Annotated in this window: 22 protein-coding genes; 8 read left to right on the top strand and 14 right to left on the bottom strand. The window is 63.8% G+C overall.

The genetic code is table 11. From position 1 onward, the window contains the following. Nucleotides 1-120 precede the first annotated feature (120 nt). The 3 genes from I2H31_RS02505 to I2H31_RS02515 all read right to left on the bottom strand — a co-directional run bounded on the left by I2H31_RS02505 (nt 121) and on the right by I2H31_RS02515 (nt 2,876). A complete protein-coding gene (locus tag I2H31_RS02505; protein WP_196291418.1) occupies nt 121-1,287 on the bottom strand; it encodes a 1-deoxy-D-xylulose-5-phosphate reductoisomerase in 1,167 nt (388 codons plus the stop codon). 54 nt (nt 1,288-1,341) lie between these two features. Then, the gene (locus I2H31_RS02510) at nt 1,342-2,040 is read right to left on the bottom strand and encodes a GAF domain-containing protein (RefSeq protein ID WP_196291419.1); all 699 of its coding nucleotides are present in this window, start codon (nt 2,038-2,040) and stop codon (nt 1,342-1,344) included. A gap of 122 nt (nt 2,041-2,162) precedes the next feature. Further along, nucleotides 2,163-2,876, bottom strand: a complete 714-nt coding sequence (locus I2H31_RS02515) for a GAF domain-containing protein (RefSeq protein ID WP_196291420.1) — start codon at nt 2,874-2,876, stop codon at nt 2,163-2,165. 168 nt (nt 2,877-3,044) lie between these two features. On the opposite strand from I2H31_RS02515, the gene I2H31_RS02520 reads away from it, so the two are divergent. The 3 genes from I2H31_RS02520 to I2H31_RS02530 are packed head-to-tail and all read left to right on the top strand — an operon-like array spanning nt 3,045 to nt 6,198. Further along, the gene (locus I2H31_RS02520) at nt 3,045-4,211 is read left to right on the top strand and encodes an NAD(P)/FAD-dependent oxidoreductase (protein WP_196291421.1); all 1,167 of its coding nucleotides are present in this window, start codon (nt 3,045-3,047) and stop codon (nt 4,209-4,211) included. Nucleotides 4,212-4,238: 27 nt separating this feature from the next. Next, the gene (locus tag I2H31_RS02525; RefSeq protein WP_196291422.1) at nt 4,239-4,997 is read left to right on the top strand and encodes a helix-turn-helix domain-containing protein; all 759 of its coding nucleotides are present in this window, start codon (nt 4,239-4,241) and stop codon (nt 4,995-4,997) included. A 31-nt stretch (nt 4,998-5,028) separates the two neighbouring features. Further along, the gene (locus I2H31_RS02530) at nt 5,029-6,198 is read left to right on the top strand and encodes an FAD-dependent oxidoreductase (protein ID WP_196291423.1); all 1,170 of its coding nucleotides are present in this window, start codon (nt 5,029-5,031) and stop codon (nt 6,196-6,198) included. 372 nt (nt 6,199-6,570) lie between these two features. Here the strand turns inward: I2H31_RS02530 and I2H31_RS02535 are convergent, their stop codons facing one another. Then, nucleotides 6,571-8,139, bottom strand: a complete 1,569-nt coding sequence (locus I2H31_RS02535) for a hypothetical protein (RefSeq protein ID WP_196291424.1) — start codon at nt 8,137-8,139, stop codon at nt 6,571-6,573. 482 nt (nt 8,140-8,621) lie between these two features. Between I2H31_RS02535 and I2H31_RS02540 the strand changes: the two genes are divergently transcribed. Next, the gene (locus I2H31_RS02540; protein WP_196291425.1) at nt 8,622-9,368 is read left to right on the top strand and encodes a J domain-containing protein; all 747 of its coding nucleotides are present in this window, start codon (nt 8,622-8,624) and stop codon (nt 9,366-9,368) included. A 105-nt stretch (nt 9,369-9,473) separates the two neighbouring features. Next, entirely contained in the window at nt 9,474-9,974 is a 501-nt protein-coding gene (locus I2H31_RS02545) for an ankyrin repeat domain-containing protein (protein WP_196291426.1), read from the top strand. Between the two features lie 12 nt (nt 9,975-9,986). Here the strand turns inward: I2H31_RS02545 and I2H31_RS02550 are convergent, their stop codons facing one another. Beyond that, nucleotides 9,987-10,532 carry a hypothetical protein gene (locus tag I2H31_RS02550; RefSeq protein WP_196291427.1) on the bottom strand — a complete coding sequence of 182 codons (546 nt, stop codon included), beginning with the start codon at nt 10,530-10,532 and terminating at the stop codon, nt 9,987-9,989. A gap of 138 nt (nt 10,533-10,670) precedes the next feature. Beyond that, nucleotides 10,671-11,462 (bottom strand): SDR family NAD(P)-dependent oxidoreductase, encoded by a 792-nt coding sequence (locus tag I2H31_RS02555; protein ID WP_196291428.1) that lies wholly within the window; start codon nt 11,460-11,462, stop codon nt 10,671-10,673. Nucleotides 11,463-11,982: 520 nt separating this feature from the next. Between I2H31_RS02555 and I2H31_RS02560 the strand changes: the two genes are divergently transcribed. Then, complete coding sequence (locus I2H31_RS02560) at nt 11,983-12,705, top strand: energy transducer TonB (RefSeq protein ID WP_196291429.1); 723 nt, start codon at nt 11,983-11,985, stop codon at nt 12,703-12,705. Between the two features lie 85 nt (nt 12,706-12,790). Here the strand turns inward: I2H31_RS02560 and I2H31_RS02565 are convergent, their stop codons facing one another. The 8 genes from I2H31_RS02565 to I2H31_RS02600 all read right to left on the bottom strand — a co-directional run bounded on the left by I2H31_RS02565 (nt 12,791) and on the right by I2H31_RS02600 (nt 20,935). After that, nucleotides 12,791-13,153 (bottom strand): DUF1304 domain-containing protein, encoded by a 363-nt coding sequence (locus I2H31_RS02565; RefSeq protein ID WP_196291430.1) that lies wholly within the window; start codon nt 13,151-13,153, stop codon nt 12,791-12,793. Between the two features lie 244 nt (nt 13,154-13,397). Next, nucleotides 13,398-14,102, bottom strand: coding sequence for a hypothetical protein (locus I2H31_RS02570; protein ID WP_196291431.1), 705 nt, complete (start codon nt 14,100-14,102; stop codon nt 13,398-13,400). A gap of 311 nt (nt 14,103-14,413) precedes the next feature. After that, nucleotides 14,414-14,800 carry a hypothetical protein gene (locus I2H31_RS02575; RefSeq protein ID WP_196291432.1) on the bottom strand — a complete coding sequence of 129 codons (387 nt, stop codon included), beginning with the start codon at nt 14,798-14,800 and terminating at the stop codon, nt 14,414-14,416. A 54-nt stretch (nt 14,801-14,854) separates the two neighbouring features. Beyond that, a complete protein-coding gene (locus I2H31_RS02580) occupies nt 14,855-15,766 on the bottom strand; it encodes a zeta toxin family protein (RefSeq protein WP_196291433.1) in 912 nt (303 codons plus the stop codon). A 302-nt stretch (nt 15,767-16,068) separates the two neighbouring features. After that, complete coding sequence (locus tag I2H31_RS02585; RefSeq protein WP_196291434.1) at nt 16,069-16,434, bottom strand: hypothetical protein; 366 nt, start codon at nt 16,432-16,434, stop codon at nt 16,069-16,071. Between the two features lie 40 nt (nt 16,435-16,474). Further along, complete coding sequence (gene scpA / locus I2H31_RS02590) at nt 16,475-18,628, bottom strand: methylmalonyl-CoA mutase (RefSeq protein ID WP_196291435.1); 2,154 nt, start codon at nt 18,626-18,628, stop codon at nt 16,475-16,477. 3 nt (nt 18,629-18,631) lie between these two features. After that, nucleotides 18,632-19,141, bottom strand: coding sequence for a hypothetical protein (locus tag I2H31_RS02595; protein WP_196291436.1), 510 nt, complete (start codon nt 19,139-19,141; stop codon nt 18,632-18,634). Between the two features lie 12 nt (nt 19,142-19,153). Beyond that, entirely contained in the window at nt 19,154-20,935 is a 1,782-nt protein-coding gene (locus tag I2H31_RS02600; protein ID WP_196291437.1) for a methylmalonyl-CoA mutase family protein, read from the bottom strand. Between the two features lie 167 nt (nt 20,936-21,102). Between I2H31_RS02600 and I2H31_RS02605 the strand changes: the two genes are divergently transcribed. Both I2H31_RS02605 and I2H31_RS02610 read left to right on the top strand, forming a co-directional pair. Then, nucleotides 21,103-22,422 (top strand): outer membrane beta-barrel protein, encoded by a 1,320-nt coding sequence (locus I2H31_RS02605; protein WP_196291438.1) that lies wholly within the window; start codon nt 21,103-21,105, stop codon nt 22,420-22,422. A gap of 154 nt (nt 22,423-22,576) precedes the next feature. Next, nucleotides 22,577-23,356 carry a 5'-nucleotidase C-terminal domain-containing protein gene (locus tag I2H31_RS02610; RefSeq protein ID WP_196291439.1) on the top strand — a complete coding sequence of 260 codons (780 nt, stop codon included), beginning with the start codon at nt 22,577-22,579 and terminating at the stop codon, nt 23,354-23,356. Nucleotides 23,357-23,421: the final 65 nt, after the last annotated feature.

The raw sequence follows: 23,421 nt of genomic DNA on the forward strand, positions 1-23,421 counted from the left end.
ATTAATCTGTCATCCTGAGCGGAGCGAAGGACCTTATCACGCTCGCGCTGCTTATTTGTGAGTGAATCTGACTAGGGCAGCCGTGATAAGATGCTTCCTTCGTCAGCATGACAACGATTCTTAAACCAACGTTTCGGCGATGCGCCGCGTTTCCGCGTCGGTCGCCACCAAATCGGCCAGTATTGGCTCGGCAAGGTACGATACCCGCGCCAGGCACTCGGCCACCAGGTCCGACATCTGCCGGAAGCCGACCTGCTCCCGCAAAAATGCGGCCACGGCGACTTCGTTGGCCGCGTTGAGCACGCAGGGCGCGTTGCCGCCCCGCCGCATGGCCCCAAACGCCAGCTCCAGGTTGGGAAACGCTACTCGGTCAGGCGCCTCAAAGGTGAGCGTAGGGTAGTCGAGAAACGAGAAGCGCGGGAAGGCATTGGCCAGCCGCTGCGGGTAGCCGAGGGCGTACTGAATGGGTAGCTTCATGTCGGGCAAACCCATTTGGGCCTTCAGAGAGCCGTCCTCGAACTGCACCAGCGAGTGCACGATGCTTTGCGGGTGCACCACCACGTCGATTTGCTCATTGGTGAGCCCAAACAGCCACTTGGCCTCAATTACCTCCAGGCCCTTGTTCATGAGCGAGGCCGAGTCGATGGTGATTTTGGCGCCCATGTCCCAATTGGGGTGTTTGAGGGCCTGCGCTTTGGTCACGCTTTCCATCTGCTGGGCCGAGCGGCCGCGGAAAGGCCCGCCCGAAGCCGTGAGGATGATTTTCTCGATGGGATTCCGTTCCTCGCCCACCAGGCACTGGAAAATGGCCGAATGCTCGGAGTCGACGGGCAGCAGGCGCACGCGGTGCTGCCGCACCAAACCCGTAATCAGCTCGCCGGCCACCACCAGGGTTTCCTTGTTGGCCAGGGCAATGTCTTTGCCGGCCCGGATGGCGGCCACCGTGGGCAGCAGGCCCGCGTAGCCCATCAGGGCGGTGAGCACGATGTCGATTTCGGGGCGCGTCACCGCTTCGGCCAGGGCGGCCGCCCCGGCCAGCACCTCGGTTTCGGGCTGGCCGGCCAGGGCCGCTTTTAGGGGCTGGTAAAAGCTTTCATCGCCGATGACGACCACGGCCGGCCGAAACTCCTGCGCCTGCCGCGCCAGCAGCTCCCACTGCCGCTGCGCGCTGAGCACCGCCACCCGGAACCGGCCCGGCTGCTGCCGCAGCACTTCCAGCGCCTGCGTGCCGATGGAGCCCGTAGCGCCCAGCAAGGCCAGCGTTTTCACCTCATTTTTTTCAACCATAATTCGCTAAACACGGAAACTCCGCAAAAGTACGGCGCCCCCGCGTGGCCGGGCCTATACGCGCCGGAGCGTGGCTGCCACAAACTGGTCGATGACCGCCGCAATAGCTTTGACTTCGGCCGCTACCCCATCGGTGAGGGCCGCTGGCGTGGTGCTTTCGGCCAGGGCCGTGAGCTGGGCCAGCTGCCCGCCAATGGCGCGGTACACGGGCTCCCAGAGCACGGCGGTACTGTCGGCGTGGGCGCCCAGAGTGCGGCGCAGCTCCAGCAGACGCATCACTAGGCCAGCCAGCGTGGCCAGCAGGGCGCGCTCGATGGGGGCAAACGGCCGGGGCGGGCCATCGTACACGCACAGCGAGCCGAGGTTGTAACCCTCGGGCGTGCGCAGGTTGTGGCCGGCGTAGAAATGCAGGTCCAGCTGCTGTAACAGGGAAATGTCGACGCCCGGAGCACTGGCCCGGTCCAGGTCCTCAAACACGGCCGTGTCGTCCTGCAAAATGGTGGCCGAGCACAGGCTTTGGTTGCGCGGAATGCGTTCGATTTCCACCGGCAAATTGTAGGGCGCTTTCACCAGCACCTCGTCTTTCTCCACGATGGAGAGCATGGCGTTGGACACGCCAAACAGGCGGGCGGTGGCGGCCACCACGTCGTCGAGCACTTTTTCGCTGCGGGCGTCCAGCAGCTGGTAGCGCTCAAGCGCGTGCAAACGGGCGGCGTCGTTGGCCGGAATCAGGGAAGCAGGAAGTTCGGTCAAAATAAGAAGGAAGGGCAACAGGGCCGCGATGAGGAAGTGCGGCTCTAAGCTGGCGCAGCCGAAACGGCCCGGCCACCGGCCTTGTGTAACCGCAAGCGCGCACAGGAAGTTGCCGCCCGGGCTTACGGGCGCCGCAGCGTGGCCACCAAAAACTGGTCGATGATGCCCACGATGGCGCCCGCTTCCTGCGCCACGGCGGGCGAAAGCTGCCTGGGCGCGCTGCGCGGCGCCACCCGCTCGGCCAGGGCGCCGAGGCGGCCCAGCTGCTCGCTGATGGACCGGTACACGATTTCCCAGAGGGCCACGGTGGCCCCGGCGTGGGCGCCCAGCAGGCGGCGCAGCTCCAGCAGGCGCATCACCAGGCCGGCCATGCGGCCCAGCAACGACCGTTCGGCGGGCGTGAAGCGGCGGGGCGGGCCATCGAGCAGGCAAAGAGCGCCGAGGTTGTGGCCGTCGGGGGTGCGCAGGCTGTGGCCGGCGTAGAAATGCAGGCCCAGATGCCGCACCAGTGAAATGTCGACGCCGGGGGCGCTGGTCTGGTCCAGGTCCTCAAACACGGCCGTGTCGTCCTGCAAAATGGTGGCCGAGCACAGGCTTTGCTCGCGGGGCACCCGCTCGATGGGAGCGGGCAGGTTGTAGGGCGCTTTCACGAGCACCGTGTCTTTTTCCACGATGGAAATCATGGCGTTGGACACCTGGAAGAGGCGGGCGGTGGTGGCCACCACGTCGTCGAGCACTTTTTCGCTGCGGGCGTCCAGCAGCTGGTAGCGGTCGAGGGCACCGAGCCGGGCGGCGTCGTTGGCCGGAATCAGAGAAGCGAGTAGAGAGTTCATCATCCGAGTAGAAGGGTGGAAAGGTCGATAGCAAGCTAACGAAAAAAAGCTACGCTTGGCTGCGGAAGCTGAGCGGTGGGTGGTTCGTCGGGTGTTTTAAGGGGTTTGTGTTTGAAAAAGAGGAGTTGAGCGGCGCGGCGCTTAAGCGGAGGCCGCGCTACCTTTGGAACCGTGTCTGCCGCTGCCCCATTTATTTGCGACTACGACGTGGCCATCATCGGCGCCGGCCCGGCGGGCGCGGCCTGCGCCCTGGCCTTGCGCGCGAGCGGCCTGCGCGTGGCGCTGCTCGACAAAGCCCAGTTCCCGCGCGACAAAGTGTGCGGCGACGCCATTCCGGGCCACGCCCTGAAGGCCCTGCGCCAGCTCGACCCCGCGTTTGCCGAGGCGCTGTGGCAACTGCAGCCGCTGGACGCCGTGCGCCAGTCGCGCCTGGTGGCGCCCAACGGCGACAGCCTCTGGATGCAGTGGAAGCTGCCCAGCTTCAACAGCCCGCGCGAAACCTTCGACACCGCGCTGCTGGAGCTGGTGCGCCTGCACACGCCCACCACCATTCTGGAAAACACCATCCTCAAAGGCCTGCACGTGGCCGCCGAGTGCGTGCACCTGCATCTGGCCGAAGGCGCCGAACTGACCTGCCAGCTGGTCATTGGCTGCGACGGGGCCAACTCCGTGGTGCGCCGCCAGCTGCTGCCCCTGCCGCTCGACCGCGCCCACCACTGCGCCGGCGTGCGGGCCTACTTCGAGAACATCAAAGGCGCCGAGGCGGGCCTCACCGAATACTTTTTCACCAAAGACTACCTGCAGGGCTACCTCTGGATTTTTCCCGTGGGCCAGGGCCGCTACAACGTGGGCCTGGGCATGCTCTCCGAAACCGTGGCCCGCCACAAAGTGGACCTGAAGCAGGTGCTGCCCGAGCTGCTGGCCCGCCACCCCGCCCTGGCCGGGCGCTTCGGGCAGGCCCGGCAGCTGGGCGCCATTCAGGGGTTTGGGCTGCCGCTGGGCGGCGGACGCACGGTGCCGCTGAGTGGCGCGCGGTTCCTGCTGTGCGGCGACGCGGCCTCGCTCATCGACCCCATTCAGGGCCACGGCATCGACACGGCCATGCAGAGCGGGATGCTGGCCGCGGGACAGGTGCTGGCCTGCTTTGGGAAACGGGATTTCAGCGCCGCTTTCCTCCGGAAGTACGACCAGCAGGTGGCGCACCGCATCAGCCGCAAGCTGGCCAAAAGCTACCGCCTCATGCGCTTCCTCAGCAACAAGCCCTGGCTGGTGAACGCGGGCGTGCGCCTGGCCCGCGTGCCGGGCCTGAAGCCCTGGGTGCAGAAGGCGATAGGGTAGGGGCGAAACTCTAGTAAGCATACCGCCATGGCTTTCAGCGACATCGAATACCGGGAATGCCCGCCGCCACCGGCCCTGGCCGCCTTTGTGGAAAGCTTCTGGATGCTGGTCAACCACGCCGATGAGGCGCAGCCGATGGTGCTCATCCCCGACGGGCGGATTGATGTGTTCTTTTCCCGTCCCGCGGCCGGGCCTTATGAGGTGACGTTGCGCGGGCTCGACACGCACCCCGGCCCGCAGGCCATTCCACCGCACCAGCCCGTGTGGGCCATCAGCTGGAAACTGCTGGCGGCCGAATACCTGCTGCCGGTGCGGGTGGCCGGCTTGCGGGAAAGCGGCTGCCGGCTGGCGCCCGACTTCCTGGGCCTGAACGAGGCCGACCTGCACGATTTTGACGGCTTTTGCGCCACCGCTGCGGCACACATCGAGCCCTTGCTGCCTCAGGAAATCGACGCCCGAAAGCGCATTCTGTTTGACCGGCTTTACGCCACCAACGGGGCCACGGCGGTGGAGGCCCTGGCCACGGCGGCGGGCTGGAGCAGCCGGCAAATCAATCGGTACTTCACCCAGATGTTTGGCCTTTCGCTAAAAGCCTACGCCAACATTCTGCGGTTTCGGGCGGCCCTGCCCCAGCTCAAAGCCGGCAAGCTCTTCCCGGAAGAAAACTTTGCCGACCAGGCCCATTTCATCCGCGAAGTCCGGAAATACGCGGGCGTGGTGCCCAAAGAGCTGGCCCGCAACCAAGACGACCGATTTATACAATTATCCGCTTTGCCGGAGCAATAGTTTTGCGCTGAACTTAAAAATATGTTCAGCTATGTTATTGCAAAACAAACAAGTAGCCATTGTGGGCGGTGGCCCTGGCGGCCTCACCCTGGCCCGCCTGCTCCAGCAAAACGGTGCCGCCGTGCGCGTGTATGAGCGCGACCGCAGCCGCCACGGGCGGGTGCAAGGCGGCACCCTGGACCTGCACCACGAATCGGGACTGGCTGCCCTGCGCGCCGCCGGTCTGCTCGAAGAATTCAAGGCCCGCTACCGCCCCGGCGCCGACAAACTGCGCCTGACCGACAAGCACGCCGCCGTGGCCTACGACCAGCACGCCGAGGCGCCGGCCGATACCTTCGGCGACGAATCCTTTCGCCCCGAAATCGACCGGGGCCCGTTGCGCGACATCCTGCTCGACTCGCTGCAGCCCGATACGGTGGTCTGGGACAGTCAGCTCGCTTCGGTGCAGCCGCTGGGCGCGGGCTGGCAGCTGGCGTTTCGAAATGGCACAACGGCCACGGCCGATATCCTCATCGGCGCCGACGGCGCCAACTCCAAAATTCGCCCGCTGCTCACGCCCATCAAGCCATTTTACTCGGGGGTGACCATAGTGGAAGGCAGCGTGTATGATTCGGCGCAAAACGCGCCCCGCCTCCACGAGTTGGCGCAAGGCGGCAAAATCTTCGCGCTGGACGATGCAAAAACCCTGGTGGTAAGCGCCAAAGGCGACGGCAGCCTGAATTTCTACACTGGCTGCAAAACTGCCGAAACCTGGGCCCGCGACAGCGGCATCGACTTCTCGAACGCGCCCGAGGTACTGGCCTGGTTCCGGCAGGAGTTTGCCGGCTGGGATGAGCGTTGGGCAGAGCTTTTCGCCGATGAAGCCACGCCCTGCGTGCCCCGCCCGCAGTACTGCATGCCCCTCGACCAAACCTGGCCCGCCCAACCCAACATCACCCTCCTCGGCGACGCCGCCCACCTCATGCCGCCCTACGCCGGCGAAGGCGTGAACATGGCCATGCTTGACGCCCTTGAATTAAGTACTTGCCTGACCGACGACCAGTTTCCGGATTTGCAAGCCGCCATCAGCCATTACGAGCAGCGGATGCGCCAGCGTGCTTCGGCAGTAGCCCGGGAGACGATGGAGCAGACTGCGGCCTTGCACGCGGCGGGCGCTTTGGGGTACTTGGTGGGCTTTTTTGGAGAAGCGAAGTTTGGATGACCTCACCCCCTGGCCCCTCTCCCCAAGAAGAAGAGGCACCGGCCATGCACTACACGGGCCTTCTAAGGTTCTGGCCTGGCCCGCACCGCCCGGCAAACGCAAGCGCGTTTCTTTAGTGGCCCTCGGCGGCAGGCGCATCGTGTGCAGCGGCAATGGCGGGACCGGTGGGAAACTGGATGATGCTGGGAAGCAGCAATGCTGGGCCGATTCAGGTAGAAAAGCTACTGCGTGAACGGCGACGAATGCAAGTTTGCGGCAACAATACCCCGCGCAAGGGCCATCGATGGGGGCTGGCTGGACGACCTTAAAGACCTCATCAAAGCTGCGAAAGCCCGCGCCATGGCGGCCCTGGCGCGAAGACCAACTCGCGTGCTACTGGTCGATTTTGGCCAGAGCACTCCGTAGCTCTTCGGCCGAAACCGGCCGGAAAGCCAGCCCTCTTTCCACCTGCTCGCCTATCACTACCTCTTTGAGGGCCAGATAAGTGATGCCGTTTTCTCGCTTGAGGGCCACCAGGGTGGCGGGCTCGCCCACGGGAGAGGCGTGGAACTGCTGGAGGAAGGTGCCGGAGAGCTCGCCGTCGCTGCTAATCACGGCCCGCACCCGCCGAAACACCAGCTGCAGCCGGGTGTTGGGCGCATCGGTTTCCACGCGGTAGTGAATGCGCTGGCTGGCCAGCTGGCCAGTCCGGTCGCAATTGGCCCACCCCAGGCTGGCCGCGCTGAACAAGTAGCCGCTCAGCGAGTCGAGGCTGGTGGCCTGGAGTGCGCGGGTGCCGGCTTGTTGCAGCCGCCGGCGGGCGCTGTCGGCCTGAAATACCGGCAGCGCTTTGTTGCTCCCTTCGTTGGTGTAGCTGTTGGCGGGCCAGGGAAACACCATCCGGCCGTCGCGGGTGAAACCCACGTCGATGTTCCAGGAGCCCGCCACCGGCAGTTGCGGCAACGCCTTGGCGGGGGCCAGCGGCCGCCGGCGCCGGATGCTGGTGAGGTAGCTGCGGGCCGCCGGGGGCTGGCTGCGGAAGGGGCCGCTTAGGGTGGCCGGCAAAAAAGCGGGCAGCTGCCGCGCGGCGGCGCACAGCCGCTCGCGCAGCGCCGGGTCCTGAATGCCATTAACGGCGGCGTTCACGACCGCGCCCCGGCGGTCGACGGCCACCGTGAGCCGGCCGTATTCCACCCATTTCCGGCCCGAGAAGCGGCTGGCGCGGCGGAGGGCTTGGCGTTGCGGCCGGGTTTGGGCAGTGCACAGGCGCTGGGCAGTGCCGGGCGAAAAGCCCACTTGCTGGCGCAACACGGCCAGCAGCCGGGCTTCGCCGCCGCGCGCGCCGGGGCCGTTCCAGCGGAATCCCTCCGGTTTCAGGGCCGGGCGGGGGCGTTGCCAGTCGAGCCCCCGCCCGGTGGTGCGCACCCCGTCGTAGAGCTGCATGCCGGTTTTGGGCCGGGGGGCGGGCACGCGCAGCAGCAGTTCGGTACCCGGCCGCAGGGTGCAGGCCTGGCCCGTGGCGGTGCGGGCAGCCAGGTGCAGCATGCCCCCGGTTTCGAGAATGCCCTGGCTGGAATTGGTGCTGAGGTTGTTGAGCAGGATGTCCGGCAGGGAATAAAATTCTTTTAGCTGAAGCGCAACGGGGCCGGCCGGGGCCGGCGCGCCGGGCCGGTCCTCGGCAAAAGCCTGCGCCGGCACGGCAATGGCCGTGCCCTCGGCCCCGAAAACGACCGTGTCGCGGCCCGGCCGAAGCCAGAACGTCTGCGCCGCTTTGGCGGCGCCAAATGCGGCAGTGTCCGTGGCGGCGTGCGTTAGGCGCGGGGCTTCCAGCACCTCGGGGTTTGGGAGCGGATACGCGTAGCTTTCCTCAGAAGCGGGCTCCGCTGGGTAAGTTGCCGGCCGGGGTGCTGGGCCCAGCCGGGGCCGCTGGGGCCGGGCAACCAGCGGCGGGCGTGGGTCCACTGCCGGCTGGTTGAGTACGCCGGGTCCGGGTGCGATGACGGCCCTTGCGTCAGCCGCCTTGGGATGCTCTCGGGCCGTTGCGGGCGGGGCAGCTTGCTCGGTTTCGGTGCCGGAGCAGGCCGCTAAGCCTGCCGTCGCAGCAAATAAGTAAAGGAAGCGCATAGGCGAATCAGCAGGATATGGGCACGAAGAGGCCCTTTCAACGCGAAAAGCCTGCGCTTAGTACTTTCGAATCAACGAATTATAGTCCAGCAGGCTTTTGTTGGCTAGCGCTGCCAAAAGGTGTAGGAGCGGGGACATCGCGCGCAACGTTGCTAAGTACGCGTCCGCTTCCTACAACCCAATGCCTACGCCAGTAAAAGCCCGCCGCCGATTTGCCCGGCCGGCCGCAACCGGCAGAAGGCGCGCATACTAGCGTCCCGCGCGGCCACGTTTCAAAGTAGCGCCGGGTCCGTATTTTCGAGCCTTTCCCGGCGAAACTCATGCAGAATTATTACCGCGTGCTGGGCGTGGGCCTCACGGCCACGGCCCAGGAAATTGAAAAGGCCTACCTAAGCCAACGCACCCGCCTCAAGCGCCTCGCCGCCGCCGACCGGGCCATGAAAGCTCGCCTGGCCGAGGTCGAAACCGGCTACGACATCCTCGGCAACCCCCGCCGCCGGGTGGCCTACGACCTGCTGCTGGCCCAGGAGCCGGCCGCGCCCGCCTCGGCCGCCCGGCGTGCCGACGAGCGCATGCAGCGTTGGGCCGTCTGGGCCCGCCGCTTCAACGTGGCGGTGCTGGGCTGCTGCCTGCTGCTGGGCCTCGACTGGGCCTTGCCCCTGCGCGACTACCCGCACGAAACCGTGCACAGCCGCTTCCCGGTGTCGGTGTCGGGGTCCTTGTCCGACCCGCAGCTGGCCTACCGGGTGCGCACCGAGCACACCACGTTTCGGCTACCCAGCGCCATCGGGCACCGCGTGCGCGACGACCAAACCATCCGGGTGTGGCAAACGCCGCTGCTCGGGGTGGTGAGCCGGGTGAGCTCGCCCGACTCGCCCGACGGCCCGGCCCCGTTTCAGCCCTACGGCGGCACCATCTACGGCACGTTTTTTCTGCTGCCGCTGCTGCTGGCCGCCGTGGCCGGCGTGGGCGTGTGGCCCGGCCACACCGCCGAAATGTACGTGAACACGGCGGCCGTGGGCGGGTTGTTAGCCATCCTCACGCTGATAGTGCTGCTGTGCTTCTGAGGCCAGGCGCCGCACCCGAATAGCCCGGGGCGCAACGCAAACGCCAGCCGCTCGTTAGCGCCTACTTACATTAAAAACGTTCTTCACCACCGCCTCCACCTCCTCATGGACTTTACTTCCTCCCGCCCCGAAGACCTGCTGTTCGACGCCGCCCGCCGCGGCGACGTGGCCGCCCTGCACGAGCTGCTCGCCTCGGGCCTCGACGTGAACGTGGCCAATGCCAAAGGCTTCACGGCGCTCATTCTGGCCGCCTACGACGACCACTACGACGCCGCCGTGTTCCTGCTCAACGCCGGCGCCAACCCCAACGTGCAGGACGCCGCCGGCAACACCGCCCTGATGGGCGTCAGCTTCAAGGGCTACGCCGACGTGGCCCGCCTGCTCATCGAGCGCGGCGCCGACCTCAACCTGCAAAACGGCAACGGCGGCACGGCCCTCATGTTTGCCACCCTGTTTGGGCGCAACGAGCTGGTGCGCATCCTCGTCGAAGCCGGCGCCGACAAAACCATCCGGGACGCGCGCGGCCTCACCGCCCTGGCCCTGGCCGGGCAGCAAGGCAACGAAGAAGCCTGGGCCGTGCTGGGCGGCGCCCCCGCCGAGGCCTAGCGCCGCCCCTGCCTAGCCCCGGCGGCTGGTGCACTGGCGCCGCACCTCATCTAGGCGCTTCACCAGGGCCGCTACTTCCTTTTCGCTGTCGGTGTTGAGCGAGAGCGTGATGGTGGCCGACATGCCCGATGAAGACTTGCCCTTGGCCGTTTCGCGGCGCTTCACGATGAGGTCGTAGTAGCGGTTGCCGCCTTTTTCGTGCTGCTGGGCAGCGTAGCTGATGGAGCCCACTTCGGCCCAATTCTGGGCCAGGGTGAGCTCCATTTTCACGTCCTCGTTGCTGCGGAGGCCCCAGCTGCCGCCGTTCTTGCTGTTGCTCACCGAAATGTTGGTGGCGCTGGCCTCGCCGCCGGGCTTGCGGTACTGGCGAATGGTTTGGCGGAAGCCGCAGTCGGCCAACGACACCCGCACCTCGGTGTCGTCGTCCTGGTTTTTGGGGTCCACCATCAGCTGGTTGAGGCGAGCGGTGAGGGCTTTTACCTCGGCGGCCGGGGCCTGGGCTTGCGCGGCGCCGCCCACAAGCAGGGCGCCGGCCAGAAGAAACAGGGATTTGAACATGTGCAGAAAAGAGAGGCGTGCAAAACAAAAAGCGCGGTGAAGCGGGCCCCGCACGAGTAAGGCCCGCTCCACTGCGCCAGATGCACGCCGCCCGCGGCCGGTTGCCTGGCGGCGCCAAAAAGTTGGGGCCGCGCCGCGCTACCCGATGCTGCGCACCACGCCGCCGTCCACGCGCACGGAGGCGCCGTTGGTGGCCGCCGCCAGCGGGCTGCACAGGTAGGCCACCAGGCTGGCCACTTCGTCGGGGGTGATGAAGCGCTGGAGCAGCGACGAAGGCCGCGCGTGCTGGAAAAAGTCGTGCTCGGCTTCCTCCTTGCTCTTGCCTTCGGCCGAAAGTTTTTTGATGAATTCTTCCACGCCCTCCGAGGCCGTGGGGCCGGGCAGCACCGAATTGACCGTGACGCCCGTGCCCTTGGTGAGCTCGGCCAGCCCGCGCGCCACCCCCAGCTGGGCCGTTTTGGTGGTGCCGTAGTGTATCATTTCAGAGGGAATCTGCAGGGCCGACTCGCTCGAAATGAAGAGAATGCGGCCCCAGCCACGGGCCAGCATCAGCGGGAAGTACTGGCGCGACAGGCGCACGCCGCTCAGCACGTTCACCTCAAAAAAGCGCACCCAGTCCTCGTCCGGAATCTCGGCAAAGGGCTTGGGCTCGAAAATGCCCACGTTGTTGACCAGGATGTCGACGGCCGGCACGTCGCGCAGCAGCTGCGCCACTTCGTCGGCCCGGCCAAAGTCGACGGCCACGCCGCGCAGCCGGGCCTGCGGCGTTTCGGCCAGAATGGCGGCGCGCGCCGCCGCAATGCGGGCCGCCGTGCGACCGGTGATGATGACTTCGGCCCCTTCGGCGGCCAGGCGGCGCGCGATGGCCAGCCCAATGCCGGCGGTGGAGCCCGTGACGAGGGCCGTTTTATCGGTGAGTTGCAGGTCCATGAGAATCAGCGAAAGTATTTTGACGCTAAACCGCTCCGACCCGGAAAAAGATGTGCCCGGACTCCTCATTTTCGGGCCCCGATGGCCTGAGAGCGGTTGTGGTAGGTGGGTTAACTCGTCTATAATTTGAAGGATTAACTAGGGTGCGGGTAGGAAAAATTATATTTTATGTGTGGTATGTTATCTGCTTTGGAAAATATTTTTATTCTTAGAAATCGACTTTTCGTTTCTTAATTGAAAAAGTGTTTAATTCGCTTCATAAGCAGCTAATTTCAATGCGTATAAGGGCGGGCTTGCTGCGTGAGGCTGTCCTGAATGCGAATAGCAGTATTGACCAATAACAGGAGTGTGAATTGGAGTTTGTTTGCCTGAAAGAATAGCAGCCTCCCGGCATACAACCATTTGGGGTGGGCAGCTGGCCAGTCTGAGCAAGCGAAAGCCAGCCAGAAAATAAGCCCCAAACGATTGTTGCGAATACATAGCGTTTTTCCCTTTCATTCACCCTTAAAATCACTTCATTATGTTGTTCATCTCTACAGTAGTCGCTCTTCAGCTGATGGTGGCCGGTGGGCCGCAATTGACGCAATTAAAAGGCGCCCGCCCGGCCACCGCGGCCGAAGCGCCGGCCGTGCCCACCGTGACGGGCCGGGTGCTGACCGACCAGGAAGAACCGTTGCCCGGCGTGGTGGTATCGGTGCAGGGTGCCTCGCACGTGACGAGCACCAACGCCTCCGGCAACTTCTTGCTGACGCTGTCCGACGTGAAATCCGTGCTGGTGTTTAAGTGCGAGGGCTACCGCGACCAGGCCTTGGCCGTGTCCGGCACCGCGCCGCTCACCGTGAAAATGTACGCCCTCAGCAAGGCCGCCCCGGCCGGCGCGGCCTCCCCCGAAACCACCGCCGAAGTCACCGGCAAGCCCAAGGTGCTGTCCTACTCGGAAGTGCTGCCCACCTTTCCTGGCGGCGACGCCGCCTACGGCCGGTACCTGAGCCAGAACGCGCATTTTCCGGAAGAGGCCCTGGCCAAAGGCATTTCCGGCACCGTGTTCGTCAGCTTCGTGGTGGATGAAGAAGGCCGCATCCTCGACGCCGAAGTGGTGCGCGGGGCCGGCCACGGCTTCGACCAGGAAGCCCTGCGGGTGATTCGGCTCATGCCCTGGTGGAACCCCGGCCGCGTGGCCGGCGATGCCGTGCGCGTGTCGCGCACGCTGGCCGTGCCCTTTGTGGTGCGGGAGCGGCCGTAGGCAGCCGCGCAGGGCATTCTTGGAATATCGACGGGGCCGGCGCATGCGTCGGCCCTGTTGCGTTCGGGCCCGGCGCAGCGGTGGGTCAGGCCAGCCACACGGCGGCCAGGGCCAGCAGCGCTGGCACCGTTTGCACCAGCAGGATGCGCCGGCCCGCTGTGGCCGCGCCGTACAGCCCCGCCACCGCCACGCAGCCCAGAAAGAAGCTGGCCACGTAGCGGTGCCAGACCGGGTCCGTAATCAGCAGCGCCCAGACAAGGCCGGCGGCCAGGAAGCCGTTGTAGAGCCCTTGGTTGGCGGCCAGCACTTTGGTGGGGGCAAACAGCTCGGGACGCAGCGAGCGGAAGGTTTGGGGCCCGCGCGTGGTCCAGGCAAACATTTCCAGCCACAAAATATACAGGTGGATGGCGGCCACGAGGCCGATGAGTAACAGGCTGAGCAGGTGCATGGCGGGAATATAGCGGTTTGGCCATGCCAACATACGGCTATTTCCGGGGAAACTGGGGCAGCCCGGCGACCCCGGGCTCCACGCGCGGCCCCGGCGGCTTACAGCGGCAAGAGGTAGCCCAGCGCGAGCGCGAGGGTGCGGGCCCGCACCACCCTCCAGGTGCGTTAGCCCAGGAACTGTTACCTCGCAAAAAAGCGGCCCGGATGTGAATCCGGGCCGCTTTTTTGGGCTGAGCAGGTAAAAATCAGGTAGTGGCCGGCTTGGACTTGGCGGAGGCATCCGGGGCATCGCCGCCCAGCCGAAACAGGTCCCGGGTGGCCTTGTCCGCGGCAAAAAGCACCTTCGCGGCGGTGCTGGCTTCCTGGCCGTAGCCGTAGGCGTGGTTTTGCACGGTCACGTAATGGTCGCGGCCTTCGGTATTGGTGCCTTTTTTCATTTCCTGCTCGGTGTTGGTGCCGGCGAGCTCCGTGCCCAGGGCACCCAGCTCGGCGAGCTGGGTGGCGGTGTAGCCCTTGGCGGCCAGCGCGGCGTGGTCGCGGGTGGCCGCGGCGAAGGCGGTGTGCAGCAGGGTGCGCATTTTGTCGTGGTGGTTGCGGGCGGCGTCGTAGGTTTTGCGGCCGTAGGTGGTCATGCGGCCCGCGTTGTTGGGGAAGGCGCGGCCCACGTAGTAATACAGGGTTTGGGCGGCGCGCTGGGCCCGCACCATCACGTCTTCCACTTCGGCGGTGTCCTCCTTCAGCTCGCCGGTGCGCACGGTGTGGTCGGGCGTGGTGTCGGCCAGGTCGAGGGCGGCCAGCCACTCGGCGCCGAAGTCCGCGTCAAAGTCTGGGTTGAAAGCCTGAAACTCGGCCTGGTGGGTGAGGTAGTAGCCGTGCATGGTGCGCATGTTCTGGCGCATGGTGGCATCGGCCATGGTGTAGTGCCGAACTACGTCGGTAGAGGTTTGCATATAACTGAAAATGAAGAGTGCTTGATAGTCGCCAAGATAGGGATTTAGTTGATGATTTCCGCCACTTAGTTGGCCGTTCCCGAGTGGTAGTTGGGTCTTCCCGCCGCCGGGAACCGCCAACTACCACTCGGTAACCGCCAACTAAGGCCCGGGAACCCCCAACTGGCACTCGGGAAGAGCCAACTAAGGCCCGGGAACAACCAATTAATACTCGGGAAGGCGCAACTAAAGCCCGGGAAGCGGTGGCTACCGGGCGGGCACGAAAAAGGCCCGCCGGGTGGGGCGGGCCTGGAACTTGAGTACGGGCCAAGCTAACGTTTTACTTTGGCTTTTAAATTAGCGTACTTCGCCTTTAGCTTTTCCTTCGATACATTATCCGATTTTGTAACCCGCCGAATTTCGATGTCCTCCGTCATATGGAACTGGACGATATTGCGGGTGATTTTGGTAATGGTCACGGTATTGGTGCGAGGGTTACTCGTCCGGCTCTCGCTCACGTCAACCACCGTTTTGCTTAAAGATGCTTTTTTAGCCGCCGGAGATATTGACGCAACTGGCTTTGCCACGGCTACTGCCGCAGGCTTTTGACGTGCTACGGCCGTAGAAGCCGCCGGTTTTTTGGTGCTTGCTTTAGATTTAGCGCTAGCCTTGGCCGCACTCGATTTCGTACTGGATGCAGGTTTTTTGGAAGTAGGCATAGCGGCAATAGCTGTAGAAGTCAAACTAGAAACGGGAAAAGCACTTCAATCAGTTCAGGTAGGGAGCCCGAGCATTTTGGTCGGATTATCCAGCGAACTCTCTACTAAGCGTGCAGGCCTCTCCTCGGTTGAGATTTCACTAAAGCTAGCGAATACATCGGCGTGTTGTTGCTTAAGGCGAAAGTAAGCAAGGGTTGGATTGTTGGAATACACATCAAAAATGAGCGAGAGAGGCACGTACCGCTTGGAGGTAATAAAGCGCTGGTAAGCGCGAAGGGTGGCCTGCTGGCGGTCTAGGCTGACCAGAATGAGATGTACTTCGTACTCGTATTTCTTAAAGTAAAGCGCAAGCTTTCGGACAGATGTTGTATTGTAGCCAATTTTGGGAACAACTATGTTATACGATTCACTAAAGCAGAAGCCGGTCAGATTTTCTTCGTCTTCGTCTTCATCGTTCAGAACGATTATCGAGGATTCTTCGTGCAACACGGTAGCCGCAAACGCTCCCTGTGCAAACTCAGGAAATTTGCGTTTCGCATAATCGCTGTCAATCACCACCGCTCCGTTGGCATCGGCTACGCGACTGGCGATACCGGATTTCCCGGAAGCTGGCAAGCCGATAATTAGGAAAGCTTGCTTGCCGCGTTGAACGGGTGTCTGGGGCATAGCACCCCCACTACCGGGCTTGATGTCGTCGTCGTTGTCCAGCCGCGTTTCACGAATCAGCTCCAATAGGATTTGCTCACGCAAAGCTTCACGGTCTTTGTCTTCGCTGTATTGGGTCGAACGATATTCCTTGAACTTTAACGTAGGACGTTCCTCCATTGCTGCCAAATGGATTTCCGCCTGCATAATCTGGCTGGTAGCTTCCGCAATCTCGGCCGCACGCCGTACGTTTAATACCCCTTCTACAAAGGGGCGGGCAAATAGACTATTCGTTAGTGGACGAAGATAAAGCCGACTCATATCCGTAATGCGCTAAGGGTTATCGAGCCAAATATAAAGTGTTTAGCTTACGCCCCAGCTTACCCAGAATCTCCAGCGCAGCCGTGGCGATGACCTTGTCAGGGCCGTACACGCCGGCAGCCCATAACTAGCGCCATTCGAGCCGAAACTTTTGCAGCACCCGCTGCTCCTGTTCCTGAGCCAGGGGGGCGCAGGGCATCGAGGTCGACTTTGAGGCGGTCGAGGGCGGGGAAGGGGAGCATGGGGGAGGGGGTAGGTTATAATAAAACAGCCCGCTAAGATGGCGGGCTGGTAATTGTAAATTACAATTCGATAGATTCCTTTACAACGTAGTCGTCTATCTTCTTGTAATCTGGTGAGACTAGTATATGGTAGCCACGCATGAAGGATAAAAGCGTTGCTAAAGGAAACTCATCAAATTTAAATTCGGTGACCTCATTGCCGTTTCCTTCTTTAGCAAAAATGGATAGATGTGGCGCTGATGGTGAATACTCAGTTGCATAAATATCCAAAGCAACAGGGGTGTATTTTGTGGTATCTATACCTAACTTTTGGCACAGGTATTTAAAGTTCTCAGTAAGCCCAGCCCTCATTTCAACGTTAATACTTCCTGTGAGGTCCTGATACTCGCCGGTTCCAGGTTTACGAATTTTGATTGGCTTATCCATGAGTAGTTAGTGGTTGAACATTAAAAATCAAATCGTCAAATTAACCCAGCTTCCCCAGAATTTCCAGCGCTGCGGTGGCGATGACCGTGCCGGGACCGTACACGCCGGCCACGCCGGCATCGTAGAGGAACTGGTAGTCCTGGGCCGGGATGACGCCGCCGGCAATCACCAAGATGTCTTCGCGGCCCAGTGCCTTCAGCTCCGTGAGCAGTTGGGGCAGCAGGGTTTTGTGGCCGGCGGCGAGGCTGCTCACGCCCACCACGTGCACGTCGTTGTCGGCGGCCTGGCGGGCCACTTCGGCGGGCGTTTGGAAGAGGGGGGCTAGGTCGACGTCGAAGCCCACGTCGGCGAAGCTGGTGGCAATGATTTTGGCGCCGCGGTCGTGGCCGTCCTGGCCCATCTTGGCCACGAGCATGCGGGGGCGGCGGCCTTCGCGGGCGGCAAAGTCCTCGGCGGCGGCGCGGGCTTGCTCGAAAGCTTCGTTGTGCGACATTTCCTGGGAATACACGCCGGCCACGGTGCGCGTGGTGGCCTGGTGGCGGCCGTACTGGGCCTCAAGGGCATCGGAAATTTCGCCGAGGGTGGCGCGGGCGCGGGCGGCGGTCACGGCTAGGGCGAGGAGGTTGTGGGCGTCTTTGTCGGCGTCGGCGGCTAGGTCGTTGAGGCGCACGCCAGCGGCTTCGGTGAGGTCGGCCAGGGCTACCTTCACGGCCACTTCGTCGCGGTTGGCGCGCACGGCTTTCAGGCGGGCAATCTGGCTGGTGCGCACGGCGTCGTTGTCGATGTCGAGTACTTCGACCTCGGTTTTCTCGGTGGTTTGGTACTTGTTCACGCCCACGATGATTTCCTTGCCCGAGTCGATGCGGGCCTGCTTGCGGGCAGCGGCTTCCTCGATGCGCAGCTTGGGCAGGCCGGTTTCGATAGCCTTGGCCATGCCGCCCAGCGCCTCCACTTCCTGGATGAGAGCCCAGGCCTTATCGGCCAGCTCGTGGGTAAGGGTTTCGACGTAGTAGGAGCCGCCCCAGGGGTCCACTACTTTGGTGATGTCGGTTTCGTGCTGCAGGTAGAGCTGGGTGTTGCGGGCAATGCGGGCCGAGAAGTCGGTGGGCAGGGCAATGGCCTCGTCCAGCGCGTTGGTGTGCAGGCTTTGGGTGCCGCCCAGGGCCGCGGCCAGCGCCTCGATGGTGGTGCGGGCCACGTTGTTATAAGGGTCCTGCTCGGTGAGGGAGTAGCCCGAGGTCTGGCAGTGCGTGCGCAGGGCCAGGCTTTTGGGGTTGCTGGGGTTGAACTGCTGAATGAGCTTGGCCCAGAGCAGGCGCCCGGCGCGCAGCTTGGCAATTTCCATGAAATGGTTCATGCCAATGGCCCAGAAGAAGCTCAGGCGCGGGGCAAACTCGTCAATCTTCATGCCCGCGGCCAGGCCGGCGCGCACGTACTCCAGGCCATCGGCCAGGGTGTAGGCCAACTCCAGGTCGGCCGTCGCGCCGGCTTCCTGCATGTGGTAGCCCGAAATGGAAATGGAGTTGAACTTGGGCATCTTGGCCGCCGTGTAGCTGAAGATGTCGGCGATGATGCGCATGCTCGGCGCGGGCGGGTAGATGTAGGTGTTGCGCACCATGAACTCCTTCAGAATGTCGTTCTGAATGGTGCCCGACAGCTTTTCCGGGCTCACGCCCTGCTCCTCGGCCGCCACGATGTAGAAGGCCAGCACCGGCAGCACGGCCCCGTTCATGGTCATGGACACCGACATCTGGTCGAGCGGAATCTGGTCGAAGAGGATTTTCATGTCCTCCACCGAGTCGATGGCCACGCCGGCCTTGCCCACGTCGCCCTGCACCCGCGGGTGGTCGGAGTCGTAGCCCCGGTGGGTGGCCAGGTCGAAGGCCACGCTCAGCCCCTTCTGCCCACCGGCCAGGTTGCGGCGGTAAAAGGCGTTCGATTCCTCGGCCGTCGAGAAGCCCGCGTACTGCCGGATGGTCCACGGGTTCTGCACGTACATGCTGGCGTAGGGCCCGCGCAGGTAGGGCGCCTGCCCCGCGCCAAAGCCCAGATGGTCGAGGTGGGTCACGTCGGCCGCTGTGTAAAAGGGCTTCACCGCAATGCCTTCCGGCGTGAGGGCCGCGGCCGGGGCGGCGGTGGGCACGGTGGGCGCCGGAGCGGCGTTGTAGGGAATCGTAGAAAAGTCGGGACGCATAGATTAGTTCGGGGTATTCCCCGCGCAGTGTTGGGCAAAAATCTCCTTCCCCCAGGGAAGCTGCCGCGTTTGCTGCCAGCAGTTGTAAACAGATTCGACAGCGTACAGCTTTCGGCCCACGCCAACAGAATCAGCAAACGTTACAAAGTGTGAAAAGTCTTTGGGAACACGAGTCGTTTTTCGCGCGATGTCAAGAAATCCATAACGTCCATCGAGGGCGTCGTGGTAAATAATCAACCCCTTTTCGTAGTTGATGGAATCAGGGTGAAAAGACGTCAGGTCGTTTCCGTACTGAAACCCCCATCGGCTATAGTCAGGGTCGGTCCCGTTGAAGCTTTCCGTTGCAATCAGCCGGTAGGGGTCAACGATTGGAATTTGCCATACATCGGCTTCCAAGGTGTCGTCCACGTAAAACCGCGGCTTGTCCGGCTCGCGTTGCGAATACCAGTAGCCGGCCGCAAGTGCCATTGGCAGCAGCAGCAGCCCCACCAGGATTTTGCCAGCAGCTCGCATGCGTTCCAGCGGTTAGCGGCCCTGCAGCCGGGCCAGCACCTCCTCGGTGGTGTAGCCCTGCACCTTCATTTCCTTGAAGCCGAACACGCGCACGGCCTCGTGCAGGGTGGCCATGTCGGAGCTGAGCAGGGCCGGCGGAATGAATTGCTGCTTCTCGGTCGGAATCTGGTAAATGAAGCGGGCAAACTTTTGGAACTGCTCGGGCGTGGCGTACATCAGCGTGGCTTCCTCGGGCGAAGAATACAGCACCGACAGCGTACCCAGCGGGTGGCTGGCCGCAATTTCGGGCCGCTCGTGGGGCTGCAGCATGGTCAGAAACTGCTCCAGAATAATCTGGTTGGTGTTGGTGCCCAGCAGCACCACGGCGGCGCGCTTGCTTTTTTTCTCGCGGCGCTCGAAGTGCAGGGCCGTGGCTAGGCGCAGCACCTCGGTGGGGTAGGCGGCGCGCGTCACGTCGAAGTCGGCCGAGCGCAGCAGCTTTTTGGGGTGGAAGCTGAACTGCTCTTTGGGGTTCTGGAAGCGGTTGGTGCCCACAATGACTTGCTGGCCGCCGGCAATGCGCCGGAACGTTTCCGTTGCCACGGCCTTGATTTCGTCCAGCAGCTGGCCCCGCACCTTCGGCAGGCCGCCCGCCGCCTCCATCCGCTGAAACAACTGCCAGCCTTCGCGGGCCAGCTGGTCGGTCAGGGTTTCGAGGAAGTAGGAGCCCGCGGCGGGGTCCTGCACCAGGCCCAGGCCCGATTCTTCGCGCAGCAGCACCGACAGGTTGCGGGCCAGCCGCGCCGAAAACTCGTTGGCCTCGGCAAACACGCAGTCGAACGGCGCCACGCTCAGCGAGTCGGCCCCGCCCAGCACGGCGCTCATGGCCTCGGTGGTGTGGCGCAGCAGGTTGGTGTGCGGGTCCAGGGTGGTGACGGTCCACGAGGAAGTGACGGCGTGAATGCGCAGGCCCGCGTTCAGGCCGGCCGGCAGGCCAAAGCCGTGCAGCAGCGTGGCCCACAGCCGGCGCAGGGCGCGCAGCTTGGCCATTTCGGGGAAGTAGCTGGGGGCCACGGCCACGTGCAGGTGCAACGCGGCGGCCACCTGCGCAGCGCTGATTTCGGCGGTGGGCAGCTCGGCCAGCAGCGCGGCGGCCGTGTTCAGGGTGAAGGCGATTTGCTGGGTGGCGGTGGCGCCCCGGTTGCCAAAAAACGCCCCGTTCACGGCCAGGGCCCGGAAGTCGGGCATGGCCGTGGTCAAGCTCACGCAGCGGCGCAGCGCGGTGCGGTAGTCGGCCAGCTCGGCGCCCTCCGGCACCGGGCCGGGCGCGAAGCGCAGGAACCCGCGCAGGGCCGTGCCGGGCGCCGCCTCCACCAGCTGGCTGAGCAGGGCGTCGGGCCCGGCGGCCACCGTGTAGCCGATGAAAGTAGACGCCAGCGGCAGCTGCTCGGCCAGATAGTGCACGGCGAACAGCTCGGCGTCGGCCAGGATGAAGTGCACGCCGTCGGCGCCGTGGGCCAGGGCCGCGGCGGCCTGGTCAATCTGCTGGCGGCCTTCGCCGGCGGGCACGTTCAGGGCGGGCACGTTCAGCCAGGGCACCACGGGGTGGGGCAGGGGCGCGGGCGCCCCGCCCAGCGCCGCCAGGGCCTCGTGGTGGTAAAAAGGCTCCACGCTGAAGCCGTCGGGCAGGGGCCAGCGCAGGGTGGCCGGGTCCTGGCCTTTGAGGTCGCGGGCCAGCCGCGCTTGCCACTCGGCCGTGGTCACGGCCGGAAATTCAGCGAAGGAAACGGGCGGGGCGGCCGGGGTATCGGGCATAGAGGGGCTAGCGATGAAGCGGGAAAGAGGCTTGGGAGCATACTCCCAAAACAGGCCGAAAGATACCGCCCCGGTCTGAAAGGCGCTCCGCACTGGCTAAGCAGTGCCGTCGGCGTAGCTTTGCTGGTTCCTGCAAGCTGCCCTCATTTCTCTTGTTGCCTGCTTTTATGAATCAAAAACTATTCTACTTCCTGGCGTTCACCTGTTGGTTTGGCACTGCCGGGGCGGTCCGGGCCCAAGCCGATTTTCGGGCCGGCTACATCGTGCGTTTAAGCGGTGACACCGTACGCGGCCAGACCGACTACCGCGGTGCCGCGCGTAGTGCCGAAATCTGCCGCTTCCGCCCCACCGCCACTGTCGACGTGTCGTCGTACACCCCCGCTCAGATTCGGGGGTACGGCTTCACAGGCGGACGGGAGTTCCGCTCGCAGCTGCTGGCCACCACCGACAGTGTGCAGTACGCCTACGTCGCGCCCCCGGCGCCGGTGTTTATGGAGCTGCTGGCCACCGGCCCGCTCGCGCTCTACCGCATGCGCAGCAAGGCCGGGGTCGACCGGTATTTTGTTGCCTCGGCTTCGGAGCAGACCCCGCGCCCGCCCGCCGAACTGGTAGCCCAGCGCCCGGCCGAGTCGCAAGGCGTGACCCGGGCCTATCGCAATATCCGCCTCTACCGCAGCGTGCTCACCGAGCTGATGGCTGACTGTGAAGCGGCCCGCCTTCAGATTGCCAGCCTGCCTTTCACTGCTTCGGCCCTCACGGCCATTGTGCAGGGTTACAACACCTGTCGGGTGCCAGCTGCCGCAATTGCGGCTGCAGCTGCGACTGCGGTCGCCCAGTCACCCGTCAGCAGCGCCAGGCAGCGGGTGCGCTACGGCTTGTTGCTTGGCGCTGAAACCAGCCACCTCACGGCCGACGGCGAGGGCATATTGGTCACTGGCCGGTTCGTGAGCAGTCCGCTGCCCACCTTGGGCCTGAGCGCGGACATACCAATTTCCAGCCTCAGCGAAAAACTAAGTTTACGCTTCGAGGCGCTGGTAGAGCAGCAGCGGTACTTAGACACGTATTCGCGCGGGGTCAATTTTGGCGGCGCCCACCAGCGCACCCGTCTTGATTTAACCTACCTGCGCCTGCCCCTGCTAGTGCGCTACACGTATCCCACCGGGCGGCTTCGGCCATTTGCACAGGCCGGGGTGAGCTACGCGCGGCGCCTGCGCTTCGACACGTCTCTGCAAACTGGCTACGCCAACCGCGCGGGCGTTATCGAGTACAATGACTCGAAGACCTTAGAAGAAGAAGTGGGCTCGGGGGTGAATGACTTTGAATATGGCTTTGTAGGCAGCATAGGCGGGCGCCTGGCAACGCTGGCGGGCCGCTTGCTCACCCTGGAACTTCGGACTGAGCGGAGTTCAGGCATTATCAGCACCGTTGGCACTGGCACTGCCAACCAACGCTATTTTGCTTTGCTGGGGTATACTTTCACCAAGTAGGCCGGACCTTTCGTTAATAAACGTTGGCACAAAAGCTTTTCCCACTGCCTGGTCGCGCTGGTCGCCCGCGGGGCAGGGCTTTATTGCTTGCGTTTAGCCTTCTTGTGCTTCCCACGAGCCCATCGCCGGGCTTGGCGCCCTTATTTTTGCATTCATGCATATAACCTTGCCCGGCTCTCGTTCGGTTTCCCCCCTGATTTTAGTATTGCTGGCACTGGCCGGGGTGCCGGCCTGCCAGCGCGCGGCCTACACGCCCACGGCCCATTTTGCGCCCGTCACCAGCCAACCCGTGGGCAAAACCCAGGCCGAAGACCCGGCTGTGGCGGCTCTCATCGCGCCCTACCACGACCGCGTGACGGCCCAGATGACCGAAGTGCTGGGCACCGCCCCGGCCCCCCTCACGAAAGCCCCCGGCGAAAACCCGCTGTCCAACTTCGTGGCCGACCTGCAGCGCACCCGCGCCAGCCGCGAGCTCAAGCAGCCCATCGCCCTGGGCGTGATGACCAACGGCGGCCTGCGCGCCGGCTTCGCGGCCGGCCCCGTCACGCTAGGCTCGGTGTTTGAGCTGATGCCGTTTGAAAACGAGCTGGTGGTGCTTGACGCGCCCGGACCGGTGGTGCAGCAGCTGTTCGACTACGCCGCGCACGTCAAAATGGCCGTTTCGGGCGCCACCTACACCGTCACCTTCGACGGCCTGCCCAAGGACATCCGCATCGGCGGCCAGCCGTTTGATGTCAACGACAACCGCACCTGGCCCATTGCCATTTCCGACTACCTGGCCACCGGCGGCGACAACATGGGGTTCTTCAAAACTCTGGTGCCGCGCCACACCAACGTGCTGCTCCGCACCGCCATCGCCGACTACATCCGCGAGCTGACCAAAGCCGGCCAGCCCATCACGGCCCGGGTCGAAGGACGGGTGCGGGCCAATTAAGAATTATGAATTAGAAAGCATGAATTGTTTGGCTAGGCGATTCCAGGCAATTCATGCTTCAGAAA

Source organism: Hymenobacter ruricola, assembly GCF_015694525.1.
Classification (GTDB): domain Bacteria; phylum Bacteroidota; class Bacteroidia; order Cytophagales; family Hymenobacteraceae; genus Hymenobacter; species Hymenobacter ruricola.

Bases quoted from the DNA above. Each gene is read 5' to 3' on its own strand.
- I2H31_RS02505 (WP_196291418.1), bottom strand. From the start codon at position 1,287: ATGGTTGAAAAAAATGAGGTGAAAACGCTGGCCTTGCTGGGCGCTACG.
- I2H31_RS02585 (WP_196291434.1), bottom strand. From the start codon at position 16,434: ATGGATAAGCCAATCAAAATTCGTAAACCTGGAACCGGCGAGTATCAG.
- I2H31_RS02550 (WP_196291427.1), bottom strand. From the start codon at position 10,532: ATGTTCAAATCCCTGTTTCTTCTGGCCGGCGCCCTGCTTGTGGGCGGC.
- scpA (WP_196291435.1), bottom strand. From the start codon at position 18,628: ATGCGTCCCGACTTTTCTACGATTCCCTACAACGCCGCTCCGGCGCCC.
- I2H31_RS02595 (WP_196291436.1), bottom strand. From the start codon at position 19,141: ATGCGAGCTGCTGGCAAAATCCTGGTGGGGCTGCTGCTGCTGCCAATG.
- I2H31_RS02560 (WP_196291429.1), top strand. From the start codon at position 11,983: ATGTTGTTCATCTCTACAGTAGTCGCTCTTCAGCTGATGGTGGCCGGT.
- I2H31_RS02575 (WP_196291432.1), bottom strand. From the start codon at position 14,800: ATGCCTACTTCCAAAAAACCTGCATCCAGTACGAAATCGAGTGCGGCC.
- I2H31_RS02610 (WP_196291439.1), top strand. From the start codon at position 22,577: ATGCATATAACCTTGCCCGGCTCTCGTTCGGTTTCCCCCCTGATTTTA.
- I2H31_RS02525 (WP_196291422.1), top strand. From the start codon at position 4,239: ATGGCTTTCAGCGACATCGAATACCGGGAATGCCCGCCGCCACCGGCC.
- I2H31_RS02570 (WP_196291431.1), bottom strand. From the start codon at position 14,102: ATGCAAACCTCTACCGACGTAGTTCGGCACTACACCATGGCCGATGCC.
- I2H31_RS02605 (WP_196291438.1), top strand. From the start codon at position 21,103: ATGAATCAAAAACTATTCTACTTCCTGGCGTTCACCTGTTGGTTTGGC.
- I2H31_RS02600 (WP_196291437.1), bottom strand. From the start codon at position 20,935: ATGCCCGATACCCCGGCCGCCCCGCCCGTTTCCTTCGCTGAATTTCCG.
- I2H31_RS02515 (WP_196291420.1), bottom strand. From the start codon at position 2,876: ATGATGAACTCTCTACTCGCTTCTCTGATTCCGGCCAACGACGCCGCC.
- I2H31_RS02555 (WP_196291428.1), bottom strand. From the start codon at position 11,462: ATGGACCTGCAACTCACCGATAAAACGGCCCTCGTCACGGGCTCCACC.
- I2H31_RS02545 (WP_196291426.1), top strand. From the start codon at position 9,474: ATGGACTTTACTTCCTCCCGCCCCGAAGACCTGCTGTTCGACGCCGCC.
- I2H31_RS02540 (WP_196291425.1), top strand. From the start codon at position 8,622: ATGCAGAATTATTACCGCGTGCTGGGCGTGGGCCTCACGGCCACGGCC.
- I2H31_RS02565 (WP_196291430.1), bottom strand. From the start codon at position 13,153: ATGCACCTGCTCAGCCTGTTACTCATCGGCCTCGTGGCCGCCATCCAC.
- I2H31_RS02530 (WP_196291423.1), top strand. From the start codon at position 5,029: ATGTTATTGCAAAACAAACAAGTAGCCATTGTGGGCGGTGGCCCTGGC.
- I2H31_RS02580 (WP_196291433.1), bottom strand. From the start codon at position 15,766: ATGAGTCGGCTTTATCTTCGTCCACTAACGAATAGTCTATTTGCCCGC.